The sequence below is a fragment of the Streptomyces sp. NPDC020958 genome (genome assembly GCF_055562175.1).
The window spans coordinates 216,698-231,130 of sequence record NZ_JBVHFU010000007.1 but is presented as its reverse complement, the minus strand read 5'-3'; the positions used below and the strand labels follow the sequence as shown (position 1 = coordinate 231,130).

Below are 14,433 nucleotides of genomic sequence, written 5' to 3'. Positions count from 1 at the left end.
GCATGGAGTGTGAGATCCACCAGAAACGGACGGGCGCCTGCGAGCGGATCGACTGCGACCAGGCGGACGCGGGATGCGCGGCGGCGACGGACCGCCTGGCCGCACTGGCGCCGGACGAGTTCGCCTGGATCCGGGTGACCGACCCCTCCCAGGAGGAACTCGAACGGCTCGGCAAGCATCTGAACCTGCATCCGCTCGCCGTCGAGGACGCGATCCAGGCCCACCAACGCCCGAAGCAGGAGCGCTACGGCGAGGTGCTCGCGGTCGCCGTGAAGACGCTGTGGTTCGTCGAGCGGACCGCCGACGTGGAGACCGGCGAAGTGATGATCTTCCTCGGGCCGTCCTTCGCGCTGACCGTCCGCCACGGTGCGAGCGACCCCGCCGCAGACGCGGCCCGCCGGCTCGCGGAGCAGCCGGACATGGCCGGGCTCGGGCCGGCCGGCGTCCTGCACGCGGTGGTGGACGTCGTCGTCGACGCCTACGCCGAGGCGGCCGCCCAGGTGCGGTCGGATCTGACCGAGCTGGAACGGTGCGTGTTCTCACCGGTCCGCCAGGATCTCACCGAGCGGATCTACTCGCTGAAACGCGAGGTCGTGGAGTTCCGTGACGCGGTCCAGCCCCTGCTCCCCGTCGTGCAGTCGCTGACCGTGGCCGGGGAGGAACGGCCGCGGGAGCTCGTGCCGTACTTCCGCGACGTCGCCGACCATCTCACCCGCACCGGCACCGAAGTGAACGCGCTCGACGACCTGCTGACGTCGGTCCTCGACGCGCACCTCGCGACGGTGGGCACCTGGCAGAACGACGACATGCGGCGGATCAGCGCCTGGGCGGCCATCTTCGCCGTACCCACCCTGATCGCCGGGATCTACGGCATGAACTTCGCCCACATGCCCGAGCTGGACTGGCGCTACGGCTACCCGTGCGCGCTGGCGGTGATGGCCCTCGGCGCGGGCTGGCTGTACCGGGCCTTCCGCCGCAACGGCTGGCTGTGAGGCCGGGGGCCGCCCGCCCGGACGGCCGAACCCGGAACCCCGACCGCTCCGGTCCGGGACGGCGTCGGACGGATACCCGACCGCTCCGGGTGCGGCGCGGAGCGGTCGGAGAGGGGCCGCTGCTGTCAGCCCTCGGAGACGGTGGGCGGCAAGGGCTCCTCCGGGACGACATGGACCGCGGCCTCCTCGGCGCCCGCCGCGCCGCCGTCCACTCCCTTGTCCTCGGCGACCGCCTCCGCGGTCCTGTCCGGGTGTGCGCCCTCGTCCGGCGCCACCAGCCGCCCGGCGCGGCGGTCGCCCACCTCGGGGTCGCGGGGCTCGCCGTCACCCTCGGGCAGGTCCCCGACACCGTCGCTCTCGGATGCCGTCACGTCCGGGACCTCCTGGCGCAGCCGCTCGTCGAGCGACTCGCCCTCGTGCTGCTCGGCCGCCGTCGTCCCCTTCCGGGTCACGCCCAGGGGCTTCTCGGGCGGCGAGTACCCCTCGTCGAGGACATCGTCGTAGGTACGTTCGTCGATCGCGTCCTGGAGGTCCAGCGGGGCCGCGTCCTCCTGCTCCTCGTTGCCGCCGACGGGCTGGTAGACGTCGTCCGCCATGTTCTCGTCGCTCATTTCCGAGCCTCCTTCGCTCGCCGGTGATTCCTGCCTCCGATGTACCGAGGAGGGACCGCTCCATGCCTCGCTCCGACCACGTTTGTGCCGCGGCGCTTACGGTCACTTGGTCCCCGCAAGCCGCTCCGGTCCTGGCGGTCGGCAGGCACGGCCGAGAGGCCGAGAGACGGAAGGCGCACCGACGTGATCACCCTGGGTGTCGAAGAGGAATACCTGCTGATCGACGCGGTCACCGGCCGGCCCGCGCCGCAGGGGGACAAGGTGCGCTCGGCGGCGGGGCTGAAGCCCTTCGTGACCGCTCAGGAACTCCATCCGGAGCTGTCGCAGGCCCAGGTGGAAGCGGTCACCCCCGTCTGCGGCACGCTCGACGAGGTCGGCGGCCACCTGCTGCGGCTGCGGCACGCCGTCACCGCGGCGGCGGAGGCACTCGGCTGCCGCGTGCTGGCCAGCGGCACACCCCCGTCGCACACCCGGTCCGTCCCGGTCACCGACTCCCCCCGCTACCGGGCCATGCAGCGGCAGGCTCCGCAGCTGGTCGCCGAACAACTCGTCAACGGCATGCACATCCACGCCGCCGTGCCGGACCGGCTCACCGGCGTGCAGGTCCTCGACCGGATCCGGCCCTGGCTGCCGGTACTGACCGCGATGTCGGCCAACTCCCCGCTGTGGGAGGGCGAGGACACCGGCTTCGCCACCTGGCGCACCCTGATCTACGACCGGTGGCCGGTCAGCGGCGTCCCCCCGTACTTCGCCGACGACACCGACTACGACCGGCGGGTGCAACGCCTGCTGGACGCCGGTGTCATCGCCGACACCGGCCAGCTCTACTGGCAGGCGAGACTGTCCGAGCACTATCCCACCCTCGAGATCCGCTGCTTCGACGTCCAGCTGGGCACCGACGAGGCCGTGCTGTTCGCCGGGACGGTACGCGCCCTCGTACAGCGCGCGATCTGGGACGGCGCCGAGGACCTGCCCCGACCGCAGCCGGACCCGGAACTGCTGGAGGGGGCGATGTGGCAGGCCGCCCGGCACGGGCTCTCCGGGGACCTGATCGACCCGGAGGGGGTACGGCGCCGCGCCGGGGACGTGGTCTGCCGTCTGATGCGCCACGTCGGTCCGGCCCTGGAGGACGCGGGAGACGCGCGGGAGGTCAGGGCCCTGGTGCACCGGCTGCTTCAGCTGGGCACCGGCGCGGACCGGCAACGGCAGGCTCTGGCCCACGGCGGCATCGCCGAGGTCACCGACATGATCACCGGGATGAGCAGCTCGTCCTGAGACTGCGGGCCGGACCCCGCAGCGTGGGCCCGGGAATCCACTGGGCCCGCGCCGCACCCATGAGCCGCGTCCTCAGCCTCTCCTCCAGCCGAGGGGCCGACAGGCGGTCCGCGCCGAATCCGGGCCGGGGAGCGAGGGTGACCCGCAGCCGGGCCTCACCCTTCTCCACCCGCACCGGCAGCGGCACCAGACGGTCGGCGGACGCCGGCACCGCCAGAGCGTCCCGGCACCCGCGCGAGGTCGTGCGGACCCTCACCGGCGCCGGCGCCTGAGCGCGGCCGGTCCCGGCCCGTCGTGTCGGGCCGGGACCAGGTCCAGGATGTCGCCGGGCGTTGTCCGTCAGCCCTGGGACAGCACACTGGGGGCCGGTGCCCGGGACACCTGGCGGCTGAGGATGGTCCGCGCCGGGCCCGCGGCGGGCGCGGCGCCCGCCGTGTCGGCACTGTCCATGGTGCGGTCGAGGTAGTCGTGCGCCACGCGCAGGGCGTCCGTGACCTCCCGGGTCCCGGTGGACACGCAGAGGGTGTAGGCCAGGTCCTGCAGGCGGGTGCCCACCGAGGCGTCGTCGACGAGTGTCTCGGTCACGAGGAGCGCTTCGTACTCCTTGACGAGTCTGCGCAGGGTCGCGGGGTGGGGCATCAGCATGGGACGGTCTCCTCGGGTCGGGACGGGTACGGCGGTACGACTTGCGGACTGCGGTGGACGGGTCACCCGCGCATCGCTTCGGCGCGGACGCGGGCGCAGCTGCGGCTGATGAGGCGGGAGACGTGCATCTGGGAGATGCCGAGCTGGTCGGCGATGCGGCTTTGGGTCATGTCCTCGAAGAAGCGCATGTAGAGGATGGCGCGTTCGCGTTCGGGCAGGCGGCGCAGGCCTTCCTTGGCGGCTTCGCGGTCGATGACGGTGTCGTAGGAGCCGTCGGTGTCGCCGAGGGTGTCGGCGAGGCTGTAGCCGTCCTCGGTGCTGGACAGTTCGGCGTCCAGGGACAGGGTGCTGAAGCTTTCGAGGGCTTCCAGGCCTGCGGTGACCTCGTCCTCGGTGAGCCCGGTGTGGGCGGCGAGGTCGGCGATGCCGGGTTCGGGGGAGCCGGGGTTCTCGGTCAGGGCGCGGCGGGCGACGCGGACGCGGTTGCGCAGTTCCTGGACGCGGCGGGGCACGCGCAGGGCCCACATGCGGTCGCGGAAGTGGCGTTTGACCTCGCCGGTGATGGTGGGTACGGCGTAGCTCTCGAAGGCGCCGCGGGAGGGGTCGTAGCGGTCGACGGCCTTGACCAGGCCGAGGGCGGCGACCTGGCGGAGGTCCTCGACCGCTTCGCCGCGGTCGCGGAAGCGGCCGGCGATGCGGTGGGCCATGGGCAGCCAGGCCGCGACCAGTTCGTCGCGCAGCGCGTCGCGCTCGGGGCCCTCGTCGAGGGCGGCGAGACGGGCGAAGAGGGCCGCTGTGTCAGGGGCGTCGTCGTGGGTGCGGCGGGACGTCCCCGCGGCGGTGTGGCCGGGCGTCGCGGGACGGCTGGTCGACAAGTCGGTGAGCATGCGGAATCGCTCCTGAACGGTCTTTCCAGAAGTCCGGAACCGCGTTCCGGACCTGTCCTGAAGGGTGGGTCAGGGTGCCGCAGCGGAGAGGTGCACGGGCCCCGGAGAATGCCGGCAGCCCGGGTGGTCACCCGCTGGGCCTGCGCCTCCGGTCCGAAGCACGAAACTCCGGCTGCCCCTGACTTCGAGCGGTAAACCCCAGCTCTTCACACCGTCACCGCGGCTGCGCCACGGGCGCGGTGACGGCACCCTGGAACAGGGGGACGGCTGTCCGGAAAGGTGTGCCGGTATGGCGAGGAAAAGGGGCGGGCGCGAGAGCCTGAAGAAGGGCGACAAGGTGGCCTGGAAGAGTCACGGCGGCCAGGCCGAGCGCGAGGTGGAGAAGGAGATCACCAAGCGCACCCGGGCCGCGGGCCGCACGGTGGACGCGGCACCGGACGATCCGCAGTACCAGGTGCGCAGCGCCAAGTCCGGCCGCTCGGCGGCCACAGGTGAGCCGACTTGGCCTCCACCGCCCCGACTGTGTTCTCCCGCCCCATTGTGTTGAGCCTTGTGGCCCTTTACTGTTCGGGTCTGCCTGAGTCTGTTCGATGATGAGTGCTCAGGCGGATGGAGGCCGCAGTGCGGGGTAGTCGGAGCCGTTCCGAGGACGCGGGACCCGGTCGACGTCGGTGGTGGAGGGCGGTCCTCGCGACGACCGCGACCATCGCCCTGGCCGTGGGCATGACCGGACCAGCCGCCGCGCTGGACGCGGGCGGGCACGGGGGCGGGCCGTCACCCACCGCGACGCCTGCCGCAGGTCCGCAGGCGCACACGGTGACGCTCGACGGCTACTCGTTCCTCGTCGACGGCAGGCGCACCTACCTGTGGTCCGGCGAGTTCCACTACTTCCGGCTGCCGAGCCCGGACCTGTGGCGCGACATCTTCCAGAAGATGAAGGCCGCCGGATTCAACTCCACCTCGCTGTACTTCGACTGGGGTTACCACTCGCCCAGGCCGGGCGTGTACGACTTCAGCGGGGTCCGGGACGTCGACAGGCTGCTCGACATGGCCCAGGAGGCCGGCCTGTACGTCATCGCGCGGCCCGCGCCGTACATCAACGCGGAGGTCGACAGCGGCGGCCTGCCCGGCTGGCTGACCACCAAGGCCGGCAACAACCGCAGCGACGACCCGCGCTTCCTGAAGTACGCGGACGAATGGCTGACCCAGATCGACCGCATCATCGCCCGCCACCAACTCACCAACGGCACCGGCTCGGTCATCGCCTACCAGGTCGAGAACGAGTACTACAACGGCTCGGCCGCCGGCCGCTCCTACATGCAGCACCTGGAGGACAAGGCCCGAGCCGACGGCATCACGGTCCCGCTGACCGGCAACAACAACGGCACCTTCAACTCCGGTACCGGCGCCCTGGACGTCGACGGCCCCGACTCCTACCCGCAGGGCTTCGACTGCTCCAACCCCACGAAGTGGAACGGCGTCCCCGACATCAGCTACGACCACCCCGCCGGAAAGCCGCTGTACTCACCGGAGTTCCAGGGCGGAGCCTTCGACCCCTGGGGCGGACCGGGCTACGACAAGTGCGCCCAGCTCATCAACGACCAGTTCGCCAACGTGTTCTACAAGCAGAACATAGCCGTCGGTGCCACCGCGCAGAGCTTCTACATGACCTACGGCGGCACCAACTGGGGCTGGCTGGGTATGCCGGAGAACTACACGTCGTACGACTACGGGGCGGCGATCCGCGAGACCCGGCAGCTCGATCCGAAGTACTACGAGGACAAGCTGATCGGCTACTTCACCCAGTCCGTCGCCCCGCTGACCAAGACGGAGGCGATCAGGGCCACGCCCCCGGACGACTCCGCCGTCGTCGACACCGCCCGGATGAACCCCGACACCAAGACACAGTTCCACGTCCTGCGGCACGGCAACTCCACGTCCACCGCGGTCGACAGGACCCACATCGCACTGGACTTCAACGCCCAGCCGTCCGCGGACACCAGCTACACCTGGGACGACCCGGACTCCGCGCTCCAGTACACCGGTTCGTGGTCGCACGTGGCCGACCAGAGCTACACCGGTGGCGACTACAAGCACACCGAGTCCTTCTCGAACAAGGCCGGTGACTCGGTCACCGTTCCCTTCGACGGCACCGCGATCCGCTGGATCGGCTCGAAGACGAACAACCACGGCTACGCCGACGTCTACCTCGACGGCACGAAGGAGGCGACGGTCGACGACTCCGGCGGCGAGAACCAGGCGGTGCTCTTCCAGAAGACCGGCCTGGCCGCCGGGGCACACACCCTGAAGATCGTCGTCACCGGGACGCACAGCTCGGCGTCCACGGACAACTACGTGGCCATCGACGCCATCGACGTGCCGACGGGCGCCGCCGCCGCGGAACCGACCTACCCGGTCGTCCCCCAGCAGCCCGGCACCGCGATCACCCTCGACGGGCGCGACTCCCACGTGATCGTCGCCGACTACCGGCTCGGCGACTCGCAGTTGCAGTACTCGACCTCGGAGATCATGACCAGCGCCACCATCGGCGACCGGGACGTCGCCGTGCTCTACGGCGACCCGGGCAGCGACGGCGAGACGGTCCTGCGCTACTCCGCCAAGCCCACCGTGGTCACCAGCGGCGGCACCGCCGACACCACCTGGGACCCGGCCACCGGCGACCTGCGGCTGAACTACACGCACAAGGGCCTGATCCGCATCGGCATCAGCGGCGGCGGACAGCGCCCGCTGCTGCTCCTCGTCGGCGACAAGGCGACGGCGAAGACCTTCTGGCGCCAGGACACGGCGGCCGGCCCGGTCCTCGTCCGCGGCACGCACCTGCTGCGGACGGCGACCAGCCGGGACAGCGGCCGCACCGTGGCGCTCACCGGTGACAACGCCGACGACAAGAACATCGAGGTGTTCAGCTCCGCGGCCCGGGTCACCTGGAACGGCCGGACGGTGCACACCCGGGCCACCGGCACCGGAAGCCTGACCGGGGAGATCGCGACCGCGGCCGCGGTGCGGCTGCCGGCGCTGACGAACTGGAAGCACGCCGAGGAATCCCCCGAAGCGGCCCCCGGCTTCGACGACTCCGGCTGGCAGGTGGCCGACAGGACGACCACCAACAGTGTCTCCGGCGTCAACGCCCTGCCGGTGCTCTACGCCGACGACTACGGCTTCCACACCGGCAACACCTGGTACCGCGGCCGGTTCCGCGCCACCGGCAAGGAAACCGGCATCCATCTGGTCTCGGACTCCGGCGGCGGCGCCCAGGCGTTCTCCGCCTGGCTCAACGGCACCTTCCTGGGCAGCTCCACCACGGGCAGCGCCGACCTCGCCTTCCCGGCCGGCTCGGTCAAGTCCACGGGTGACAACGTCCTCTCCGTGCTCACCGTGAACATGGGACACGAGGAGGACTACAACTCCACCAACGGCAACAAGACGGCCCGCGGCCTTACCAGCGCCTCCCTCGTCGGCGCCCCGCTGACCTCCGTCACCTGGCGCCTTCAGGGTGTACGCGGCGGCGAGGACCCGCAGGACACGGTGCGCGGCCCGCTCTCGACGGGCGGTCTGTACGGCGAGCGGGCCGGCTGGTCCCTGCCGGGCTACCCGGACGGCAAGTGGAACAAGGTGACACTGCCGACGACCGACACCCGGCCGGGTGTCTCCTGGTACCGCACCGACGCCCGCCTCGATCTGCCACGCGGTCAGGACACCTCGGTCGGCCTGACGTTCACCGACGACGCCGCACGCAGGTACCGTGCCACGATCTTCGTCAACGGCTGGCAGCTCGGCAACTACGTCAACTACCTGGGTCCGCAGCACACGTTCCCCATCCCCAACGGAATCCTGAACCCGAACGGCCACAACAGCATCGCCATCGCCGTCTGGAACCTCGACGGCAGCACCGGCGGGCTCGGCCAGGTCTCGCTCACCGACTACGGCAGCTACACCTCCTCCCTGCGCGTCGCCCAGAACGACAGCCCCCGCTACGACAGCCGCACGTACGCGATGCCGAAGCGCCCTGGCGCCGACGTCACCCTGGAGGTGCCCGACACCGCGCAGCCGGCACAGGCCTTCACCGCCCGGACGACCCTGCGGGTGCCCAAGGACGGATCGGCCGCCACCCGGCTGACGGCCTCGCTCTCCGCCCCCGACGGCTGGAGCGTCAGCGCCACCGGCCCCACGTCGGCCGAGCGCGTACGACCGGGTGCGTCGGCCACCTTCACGTGGAACGTCCGGCCCCCGGCCGGCACGCTGCCGTCCGCCTCCGCCCTCACCACCACCGTGCACTACCAGCAGCACGGACGGCAGGCCACCGGGACCGACGAGCGCATCGTCGGCGGGATCCCGTCGGCGCCCCCCGCCGGGAAGAGCGCGGTCAGCGACCTGCCGTTCCTGTCCGCCACCAACGGGTGGGGGCCGGTGGAACGGGACAGCAGCGTCGGCGAGCAGGCGGCCGGGGACGGCCGGCCGATCAGCATCGCCGGCGTGGGCCACGCCAAGGGCCTGGGCACCAACTCGGTCAGCGACGTCCAGCTCTACCTCGCCGGAACCTGCTCCCGCCTGGCGGCCGACGTCGGTGTCGACGACGAGACGGGCGGCGCGGGAACGGTGACGTTCTCCGTCATCGCCGACGGCAAGACCCTGGTGACCACGCCGACGATCCGGGGCAAGCAGGCGGCGGTGCCGATCGACGTCGACGTCAGCGGCGCCCAGGTGGTCGACCTCAGGGTCGGCGACGCCGGTGACGGCAACGGCAACGACCACGGAGACTGGGGGACGCCGACACTGACGTGCGGATAGAGCCTCGTCGGTCGCCGGCGGAGGGGTCTTCGCCAGGGGCACCCGAGGGGGCCGAGGGACCGGGACGGCCCAGAGGCCGTCCCGGTCCTGTGCCGCGTCCGCCACCCGCCCTCGTACGGCGCTTCCCGGCCAGAGGCCCGAGGCTGGAGGGACGGGGCACCGCGAGTGGTGAGGAGCGGACCATGACAGATGATCTGCGGTACAGGACGGCCGTCGTCACCGGCGCGAGCAAGGGCATCGGTCTCGCCGTGGCCGAGGCGCTGGTGGCCGCGGGAGCCGACGTGGTCGCGGCGGCGCGGACCATGTCACCGGGGCTCGACGTCCTGGTGAAAGAGGGCGGAGCCCGCTGGGTCCAGCTGGACCTGACCGAGCCGGACAGCGCCCACCACCTCGTGGCCGCGGCAGGGCAGCACATAGACGTGCTGGTCAACAACGTGGGCTCGGCCCACGCCCGGCCCGGCGGCTTCCTCAGCGTGACCGACGCCCAATGGCGGCGGACCCTGGAGCTCAACCTGTTCGCGACGATCGCGGTCACCCGGGCCGTACTGCCCCTCATGCTGGAGACCGGCCGCGGTTCCATCGTGAACATCGGCTCGGTCAACGCCGAACTGCCCGATCCGACGGTGGTCGACTACAGCGCGGCCAAAGCCGCGCTGGTCAACTTCTCCAAGGCCCTGTCGAAGGAGTTCGGGCCCCGTGGCGTGCGGGTGAACAGCGTGAGCCCCGGGCCGGTCGAGACGGAGCTGTGGCTCGGCAGTGGGGGAGTGGCCGACACCGTTTCGGCCGCCGCGGGTCTGGAGGCGCGGGAGGTCATGGCCCAGGCCGCGGCCGCCACCGTCAGCGGACGCTTCTCCCGCCCCGCGGAGATCGCCGACCTGGTCGTGTACCTGGCCGGTGACCGGGCCGCCAACATCATCGGCAGCGATCTGCGCATCGACGGAGGATTCGTCCCGACGTGGTGAACCAGTGGCTGCCGATGTCACTGGCCGGTCGGTGTCTGCCGTGGCCCCCGGTCCGACGCGGGCCACGCGTACGGCAGGTCGTCGTGCACGCCGGGGAACAGAGCGGCGTACACCTCGCGGTCCTTGCGGACGAGTGCCGAGCGGTGGCTCTCGTGGAACGCCTCGTCGCCGAGCCAGGGCGGCAGCTTCCCGGCGGCCGCCAGTTCTGCCTGGTCGCGCACCTGAGCGCCCGGACGGCACATGGCCAGCCCGGCGACCAGGGACGCGGCGCAGCTGTCCTGGTGGCCCTGCTCCCGCCAGACCCGGCAGATCTCCAGGCCGTACCGCACCAGCGCCTCCTCGTAGCCGGTCCACATCCGTACGGCCGGGTGCCGGCGCCATCCGTAGCCGGGGACGGTCAGGCCGCGCAGGACCTGGAGTGCCTCGACACGCTGCTTGCCCAGCCGGCGCCGGTCCAGGAGCTGCGCGGTGCGCCGGAAGTCGGGATCGGGGAGGAACGTCTGCATCAGTCACCGTCCCGCTTCCCGCCCGGCGGGGCCGGCTGGTGGACGGCCGGCCCGCCGGACGTGTTCGTGGCGATCGTGGTACCGCTCACCTTCCCGCCGTGTTCCCCGGGCTCGCGGAGTCGAACGGAGCCGGATCGCCGTACCGGAGATCAGTTGGTGAAGACGGCGGGAGAGCCGCTGACGCTGCTGTCGACGACCGGCGCGTAGGCCGCCGTGAAGTATCCGTTGGCCGCGCACAGGGACGAGCCGGACGCCTTGGTGAACGCCTGGTTGGTGAAGGTCAGGCTGTTGGCGGTGTTGGAGCTCACCGCGGCCAGCCCGGACGCCCGGTAGACGCAGTTGACGGTGCCCAGCAGGGTGGACAGGACCACCGTGGTCTGGATGGTGCTGCCCGAGGCCGGGGTCACCGTCACCGCCCCGCCCGAGGCCGCGGACGTCGTGTACGGCAGGTTGTTGACGGTGACGCTCTGCACGCCGGTGACGCCGAGGACGTTGCTGGAGCAGCCGCTGAAGGTCTGGGAGGTCGCGGACTCGGTCGCGGTGCCCGGGGCGGCGGGGTTCGACGTCACCTTGGCGGACAGCGACGAGCCGGTGCACGTGATGCCGGTCGAACCACCGCTGGTGGTGGCGAGGGAGGCCTTGGTGCCACTGGCCAGGGAGGCGGTGACCACGTCGCCCACGGAGACCGCGTTGCCGCCGGCGCTGCCGTAGGTGAGCACGGAGCCGGCCGCCGAGACGGAGGCGGCGGGAAGCAGGGCCAGAGCGGACAGGGCGGCGGTGACGGTTAAGGCGGAGACGCCGAATCTGCGCATGGGTGAGTCCTCTTTCGGGCGTGCGGGTATGCCGAGGAAGGGGGGCGGCCGTCCCGGGCACGGCAAGGGACGGCGACCCGGGCATGGCTGTCCCGGGTGCGGGGACTGCCGGACCGGTGCACTTGTTGGCGCTGTGCGGGTGCGTGACACTGGCGGCTCCAGCGGGTCGTCCGCCGCAGGTCCGCACCAGAAGAAAACCTGTGAAGGTTGTAAACCTGACGAGTATTCAACGTCAAGGCACATCACGTGAGTTCGTGAGAAAGGGCATGGAATGGCAGCAGGTTCGCCGGTGCCGCCGCCGTTGGTGCTGCCCGGTACCCGAAGGGGGCGCGACCCGGAGCGCTCGCTGCGGCGCGGTCCCCGCCGTACGTCTTCCGAGGCCGTCGCCGCCAACCAGCGGGACCGGCTGCTGGACGGGTTCGTCCGCACCGTCGCCCAGGTCGGATACGCCGGTACCCGGGTCAGCGACATCTGCCAGGCGGCCGGCGTGACCAGGCCGGTCTTCTACGAGATCTTCAAGGGGAAGGAGGACGCCTTCCTCGCCGCCCACCACCACGGCACCTCGCAGGTCCTCGCCGCCATGGAGGAGGCTCGTGCCCAGGCCCCCGACTGGCCGGGAAAGGTGCGCGCCGGGCTGGGCGCGCTCCTCGCGATCCTCGCCGAGGCGCCGGCGTTCGCGGCGATGGCGATCGTGGAGATCGACGCCGTCGGCCCCGCCGGGCGAGAGGCCCGCGAGCACCTGCTGACCCGCTTCCGCGACTACTTCACCGACCTGCCCGACCTGGAGCTTCCGGTTCCCGAGGAGGAGCTGGTGGACACGGTGGTCGGTGGCGTGTACTCCGCGATCTACCGACGGATAGCCGCCGGCCGGACCGCCGAACTGCCCGCCCTGCTGCCGGGCCTGGCCTTCTCGGTACTCGCCCCGTTCCTGGGCCCGGAGCAGGCCGCCGCCTGCCTGTCCGACCCGCCCCCCGCCACGGGCCCCCTCCCGGCCTGCCTGAACCCGGAGCCCTGAACAGAGCGGATCGCCGTGCTGCCGGCGGGTCACGGAGGTGCGGCCGAGCGGGGCACCGCTCGGCCGCACGAGTACGCTCAGTTGTTGAAGATGGGGACGTTGTTGACTGCGCCGCCGCCGTTGCCGTTGTTGAAGATGGGGACGTTGTTGACTGCGCCGCCGCCGTTGCCGTTGTTGAAGATCGGGACGTTGTTGACCGCGCCCCCGCCCCCGTGGTGGTGATGGCTGGGGGCCATGGTCACGGCGCCGGTGTGCGCCGGGGCGGCGAACGCGCTGGTGGGGATCAGTGCCCCGCCCGCGGCCAGCGCGGTCGAAGCGGTCAGGACGGCGATACGAGTGAAACGCGACATGGGAGTTCTCCTTGAGTGAGGCGAGTGGGCCGCCGCCGTTTCCGTGCGACCTCATGCCTCCATTGGGACATGCCGCCCCACCCCGGTCACGTGACTCGAATTCGGGACTTGACACAGCGCGAACGACCTTGTCACAGCATGCGGTGTGCCCCTAGAAGAACGGCGTCCCGGCGTCGAGCCCCGACAGCACTCGGCCGTACAGCTCCAGGTTGGCGGTGGGGTTGACGAACGAGTGCAGGCTCAGGGCGTTGAGGTCCCGGACGATTCGCTGGATCGGCACCTCCCGGTGCAGGGACGAGGCGCCGGAGGCGGACCCGACCAGGTCGGCGGCTTCCTTGCACAACCGCGTCAGATACCCGCACTGCGCCCTGATCCGAGCCCTCTCCTGCGCCGTGAAGGGCCGTGCGTCGGCCGCCCTGGCCTCGATCAGCCCCACGAAGTCGGCGGTGATCAGTTCCGCGGAGGAGACCTTCATCGCCGCCTCGGCCAGCTGGAGATGCGTCACCGGTGCCTCGTGCTGGCGCTCGTAGAGGGTGTACGTGATGCCCCGCCGATGGATGCGCTCCCCGAACTCCGTCAGAGCCGCGCGGCCCAGTCCGAGGGCGTTCGCGGCCGTCCAGGCACAGAACAGCAGCAGGACGGGCATCCGGTAGAAGGGGTCGGCGCCGTTGCGCCGGGACGGGAAGGTGCCCGCCAGCAACGGCCCGACCGGCAGGACGCGGTGGGCGGGCACGTACACGTCCTGGGCGACGACGGTGTTGCTGCCGCTCCCGCTCAGACCGGAGACGTTCCAGTCGTCCAGCACCTTGAGATCGGTCATGGGGATCGCCAGCCACACCATCTCCGGCGGCCCGTCCCCGGTGCCGGCCAGCGCGGTCAGCAGATGCCATTCGGCGTCCTGACAGCCGGTCGCGAACGGAGAGTTCCCGTTGACCGTGTAACCGCCGTCCACGGGAACGGCTTTCGAACTCGGGACGAGAGTGCCGCCGACCCGTACATCGGGGTCCGTGAAGATCTCGTCCTGGGCCTCGTCGGGGAACAGGGAAGCGATGAACGCGCACCCGGCCTGGATCAACGCCATGAACCCGGCCGACCCGCACCCGGCGGAGACGGCGCTCAGCGCGTCGACCTGGGTCCGTAAGGAGGTCTGCTGGCCCCCGTAACGGCGGGGGACGTTCATACGGTGGATCCCGGCGTCCGTGAGAGCCTCGACGACCTCGCCGGTCACTCGCCGTTCCTGCTCCGCGCGCAGGGCGTGCGAGCGGATGAGTGGGTGCAGCGCGCGGACGCGTTCGACGAGATCGGCCTCCGAGCGGGGTACTGACGAACTGGTCAAGGGACGGCCTCCGCACTGGGGACCCGGCAGGAACCCTCACCGTCGCGCCGATCCCGGCGGCTGTCAACGCGCGGGAGACCAGGGGGAGTCCAGCGCTTCGATCGCCAACCGGAATGCCAGACCTCCCTTTGTGTCCCAGAGTTCACCTGCGGGTTACTGCGATCGCATTGTCTACGCGCGTATCTTGGCCCGGTCGTACGCCGGGGCGGCCCCGCACGCTCACGTACCACGTC

General features: G+C 71.3%; 14 protein-coding genes. 7 read left to right on the top strand and 7 right to left on the bottom strand.

Annotated features, from left to right (window positions below; translation table 11 throughout):
* Positions 1-2: 2 nt before the first annotated feature.
* On the top strand, positions 3-992 hold the full coding sequence (locus tag ACZ3KP_RS22525) for a magnesium and cobalt transport protein CorA (RefSeq protein WP_467501445.1): 990 nt from the start codon (positions 3-5) through the stop codon (positions 990-992).
* 125 nt (positions 993-1,117) lie between these two features.
* Here ACZ3KP_RS22525 and ACZ3KP_RS22520 read toward each other — a convergent pair whose 3' ends face one another.
* Positions 1,118-1,603 (bottom strand): DUF5709 domain-containing protein, encoded by a 486-nt coding sequence (locus ACZ3KP_RS22520; protein WP_467501444.1) that lies wholly within the window; start codon positions 1,601-1,603, stop codon positions 1,118-1,120.
* Between the two features lie 183 nt (positions 1,604-1,786).
* On the opposite strand from ACZ3KP_RS22520, the gene ACZ3KP_RS22515 reads away from it, so the two are divergent.
* Together ACZ3KP_RS22515 and ACZ3KP_RS22510 are read left to right on the top strand one after the other, a co-directional pair.
* Positions 1,787-2,878 carry a carboxylate-amine ligase gene (locus ACZ3KP_RS22515; protein ID WP_467501443.1) on the top strand — a complete coding sequence of 364 codons (1,092 nt, stop codon included), beginning with the start codon at positions 1,787-1,789 and terminating at the stop codon, positions 2,876-2,878.
* A 137-nt stretch (positions 2,879-3,015) separates the two neighbouring features.
* Positions 3,016-3,150: a hypothetical protein gene (locus ACZ3KP_RS22510; RefSeq protein WP_467501442.1), complete on the top strand. Its 135-nt coding sequence runs from the start codon at positions 3,016-3,018 to the stop codon at positions 3,148-3,150.
* Between the two features lie 67 nt (positions 3,151-3,217).
* Here ACZ3KP_RS22510 and ACZ3KP_RS22505 read toward each other — a convergent pair whose 3' ends face one another.
* Together ACZ3KP_RS22505 and ACZ3KP_RS22500 are read right to left on the bottom strand one after the other, a co-directional pair.
* Entirely contained in the window at positions 3,218-3,523 is a 306-nt protein-coding gene (locus tag ACZ3KP_RS22505) for a DUF5133 domain-containing protein (protein ID WP_467501441.1), read from the bottom strand.
* A 62-nt stretch (positions 3,524-3,585) separates the two neighbouring features.
* On the bottom strand, positions 3,586-4,410 hold the full coding sequence (locus tag ACZ3KP_RS22500) for a SigB/SigF/SigG family RNA polymerase sigma factor (RefSeq protein WP_467501440.1): 825 nt from the start codon (positions 4,408-4,410) through the stop codon (positions 3,586-3,588).
* Between the two features lie 289 nt (positions 4,411-4,699).
* On the opposite strand from ACZ3KP_RS22500, the gene ACZ3KP_RS22495 reads away from it, so the two are divergent.
* The 3 genes from ACZ3KP_RS22495 to ACZ3KP_RS22485 all read left to right on the top strand — a co-directional run bounded on the left by ACZ3KP_RS22495 (position 4,700) and on the right by ACZ3KP_RS22485 (position 10,181).
* The gene (locus ACZ3KP_RS22495; RefSeq protein ID WP_467501439.1) at positions 4,700-4,957 is read left to right on the top strand and encodes a hypervirulence associated TUDOR domain-containing protein; all 258 of its coding nucleotides are present in this window, start codon (positions 4,700-4,702) and stop codon (positions 4,955-4,957) included.
* A gap of 176 nt (positions 4,958-5,133) precedes the next feature.
* Positions 5,134-9,219 (top strand): beta-galactosidase, encoded by a 4,086-nt coding sequence (locus ACZ3KP_RS22490; RefSeq protein ID WP_467501438.1) that lies wholly within the window; start codon positions 5,134-5,136, stop codon positions 9,217-9,219.
* 182 nt (positions 9,220-9,401) lie between these two features.
* Positions 9,402-10,181, top strand: a complete 780-nt coding sequence (locus ACZ3KP_RS22485) for an SDR family oxidoreductase (RefSeq protein WP_467501437.1) — start codon at positions 9,402-9,404, stop codon at positions 10,179-10,181.
* 17 nt (positions 10,182-10,198) lie between these two features.
* Here ACZ3KP_RS22485 and ACZ3KP_RS22480 read toward each other — a convergent pair whose 3' ends face one another.
* Together ACZ3KP_RS22480 and ACZ3KP_RS22475 are read right to left on the bottom strand one after the other, a co-directional pair.
* Complete coding sequence (locus ACZ3KP_RS22480; protein WP_467501436.1) at positions 10,199-10,687, bottom strand: MSMEG_6728 family protein; 489 nt, start codon at positions 10,685-10,687, stop codon at positions 10,199-10,201.
* Between the two features lie 149 nt (positions 10,688-10,836).
* Positions 10,837-11,499: a Tat pathway signal sequence domain protein gene (locus tag ACZ3KP_RS22475; protein WP_467501435.1), complete on the bottom strand. Its 663-nt coding sequence runs from the start codon at positions 11,497-11,499 to the stop codon at positions 10,837-10,839.
* A gap of 271 nt (positions 11,500-11,770) precedes the next feature.
* Between ACZ3KP_RS22475 and ACZ3KP_RS22470 the strand changes: the two genes are divergently transcribed.
* Positions 11,771-12,514: a TetR/AcrR family transcriptional regulator gene (locus ACZ3KP_RS22470; RefSeq protein ID WP_467501434.1), complete on the top strand. Its 744-nt coding sequence runs from the start codon at positions 11,771-11,773 to the stop codon at positions 12,512-12,514.
* A 77-nt stretch (positions 12,515-12,591) separates the two neighbouring features.
* On the opposite strand, the gene ACZ3KP_RS22465 is transcribed toward ACZ3KP_RS22470, so the two are convergent.
* Positions 12,592-12,864: a hypothetical protein gene (locus ACZ3KP_RS22465; RefSeq protein ID WP_467501433.1), complete on the bottom strand. Its 273-nt coding sequence runs from the start codon at positions 12,862-12,864 to the stop codon at positions 12,592-12,594.
* Between the two features lie 151 nt (positions 12,865-13,015).
* Positions 13,016-14,200 carry an acyl-CoA dehydrogenase family protein gene (locus ACZ3KP_RS22460; protein ID WP_467501432.1) on the bottom strand — a complete coding sequence of 395 codons (1,185 nt, stop codon included), beginning with the start codon at positions 14,198-14,200 and terminating at the stop codon, positions 13,016-13,018.
* Positions 14,201-14,433: the final 233 nt, after the last annotated feature.

What these genes read in the sequence shown, in the direction of transcription:
- ACZ3KP_RS22525 (WP_467501445.1), top strand. Translation starts at nt 3, where the DNA reads ATGGAGTGTGAGATCCACCAGAAACGGACGGGCGCCTGCGAGCGGATC.
- ACZ3KP_RS22520 (WP_467501444.1), bottom strand. Translation starts at nt 1,603, where the DNA reads ATGAGCGACGAGAACATGGCGGACGACGTCTACCAGCCCGTCGGCGGC.
- ACZ3KP_RS22505 (WP_467501441.1), bottom strand. Translation starts at nt 3,523, where the DNA reads ATGCTGATGCCCCACCCCGCGACCCTGCGCAGACTCGTCAAGGAGTAC.
- ACZ3KP_RS22500 (WP_467501440.1), bottom strand. Translation starts at nt 4,410, where the DNA reads ATGCTCACCGACTTGTCGACCAGCCGTCCCGCGACGCCCGGCCACACC.
- ACZ3KP_RS22495 (WP_467501439.1), top strand. Translation starts at nt 4,700, where the DNA reads ATGGCGAGGAAAAGGGGCGGGCGCGAGAGCCTGAAGAAGGGCGACAAG.
- ACZ3KP_RS22490 (WP_467501438.1), top strand. Translation starts at nt 5,134, where the DNA reads ATGACCGGACCAGCCGCCGCGCTGGACGCGGGCGGGCACGGGGGCGGG.
- ACZ3KP_RS22485 (WP_467501437.1), top strand. Translation starts at nt 9,402, where the DNA reads ATGACAGATGATCTGCGGTACAGGACGGCCGTCGTCACCGGCGCGAGC.
- ACZ3KP_RS22480 (WP_467501436.1), bottom strand. Translation starts at nt 10,687, where the DNA reads ATGCAGACGTTCCTCCCCGATCCCGACTTCCGGCGCACCGCGCAGCTC.
- ACZ3KP_RS22475 (WP_467501435.1), bottom strand. Translation starts at nt 11,499, where the DNA reads ATGCGCAGATTCGGCGTCTCCGCCTTAACCGTCACCGCCGCCCTGTCC.
- ACZ3KP_RS22470 (WP_467501434.1), top strand. Translation starts at nt 11,771, where the DNA reads ATGGCAGCAGGTTCGCCGGTGCCGCCGCCGTTGGTGCTGCCCGGTACC.
- ACZ3KP_RS22465 (WP_467501433.1), bottom strand. Translation starts at nt 12,864, where the DNA reads ATGTCGCGTTTCACTCGTATCGCCGTCCTGACCGCTTCGACCGCGCTG.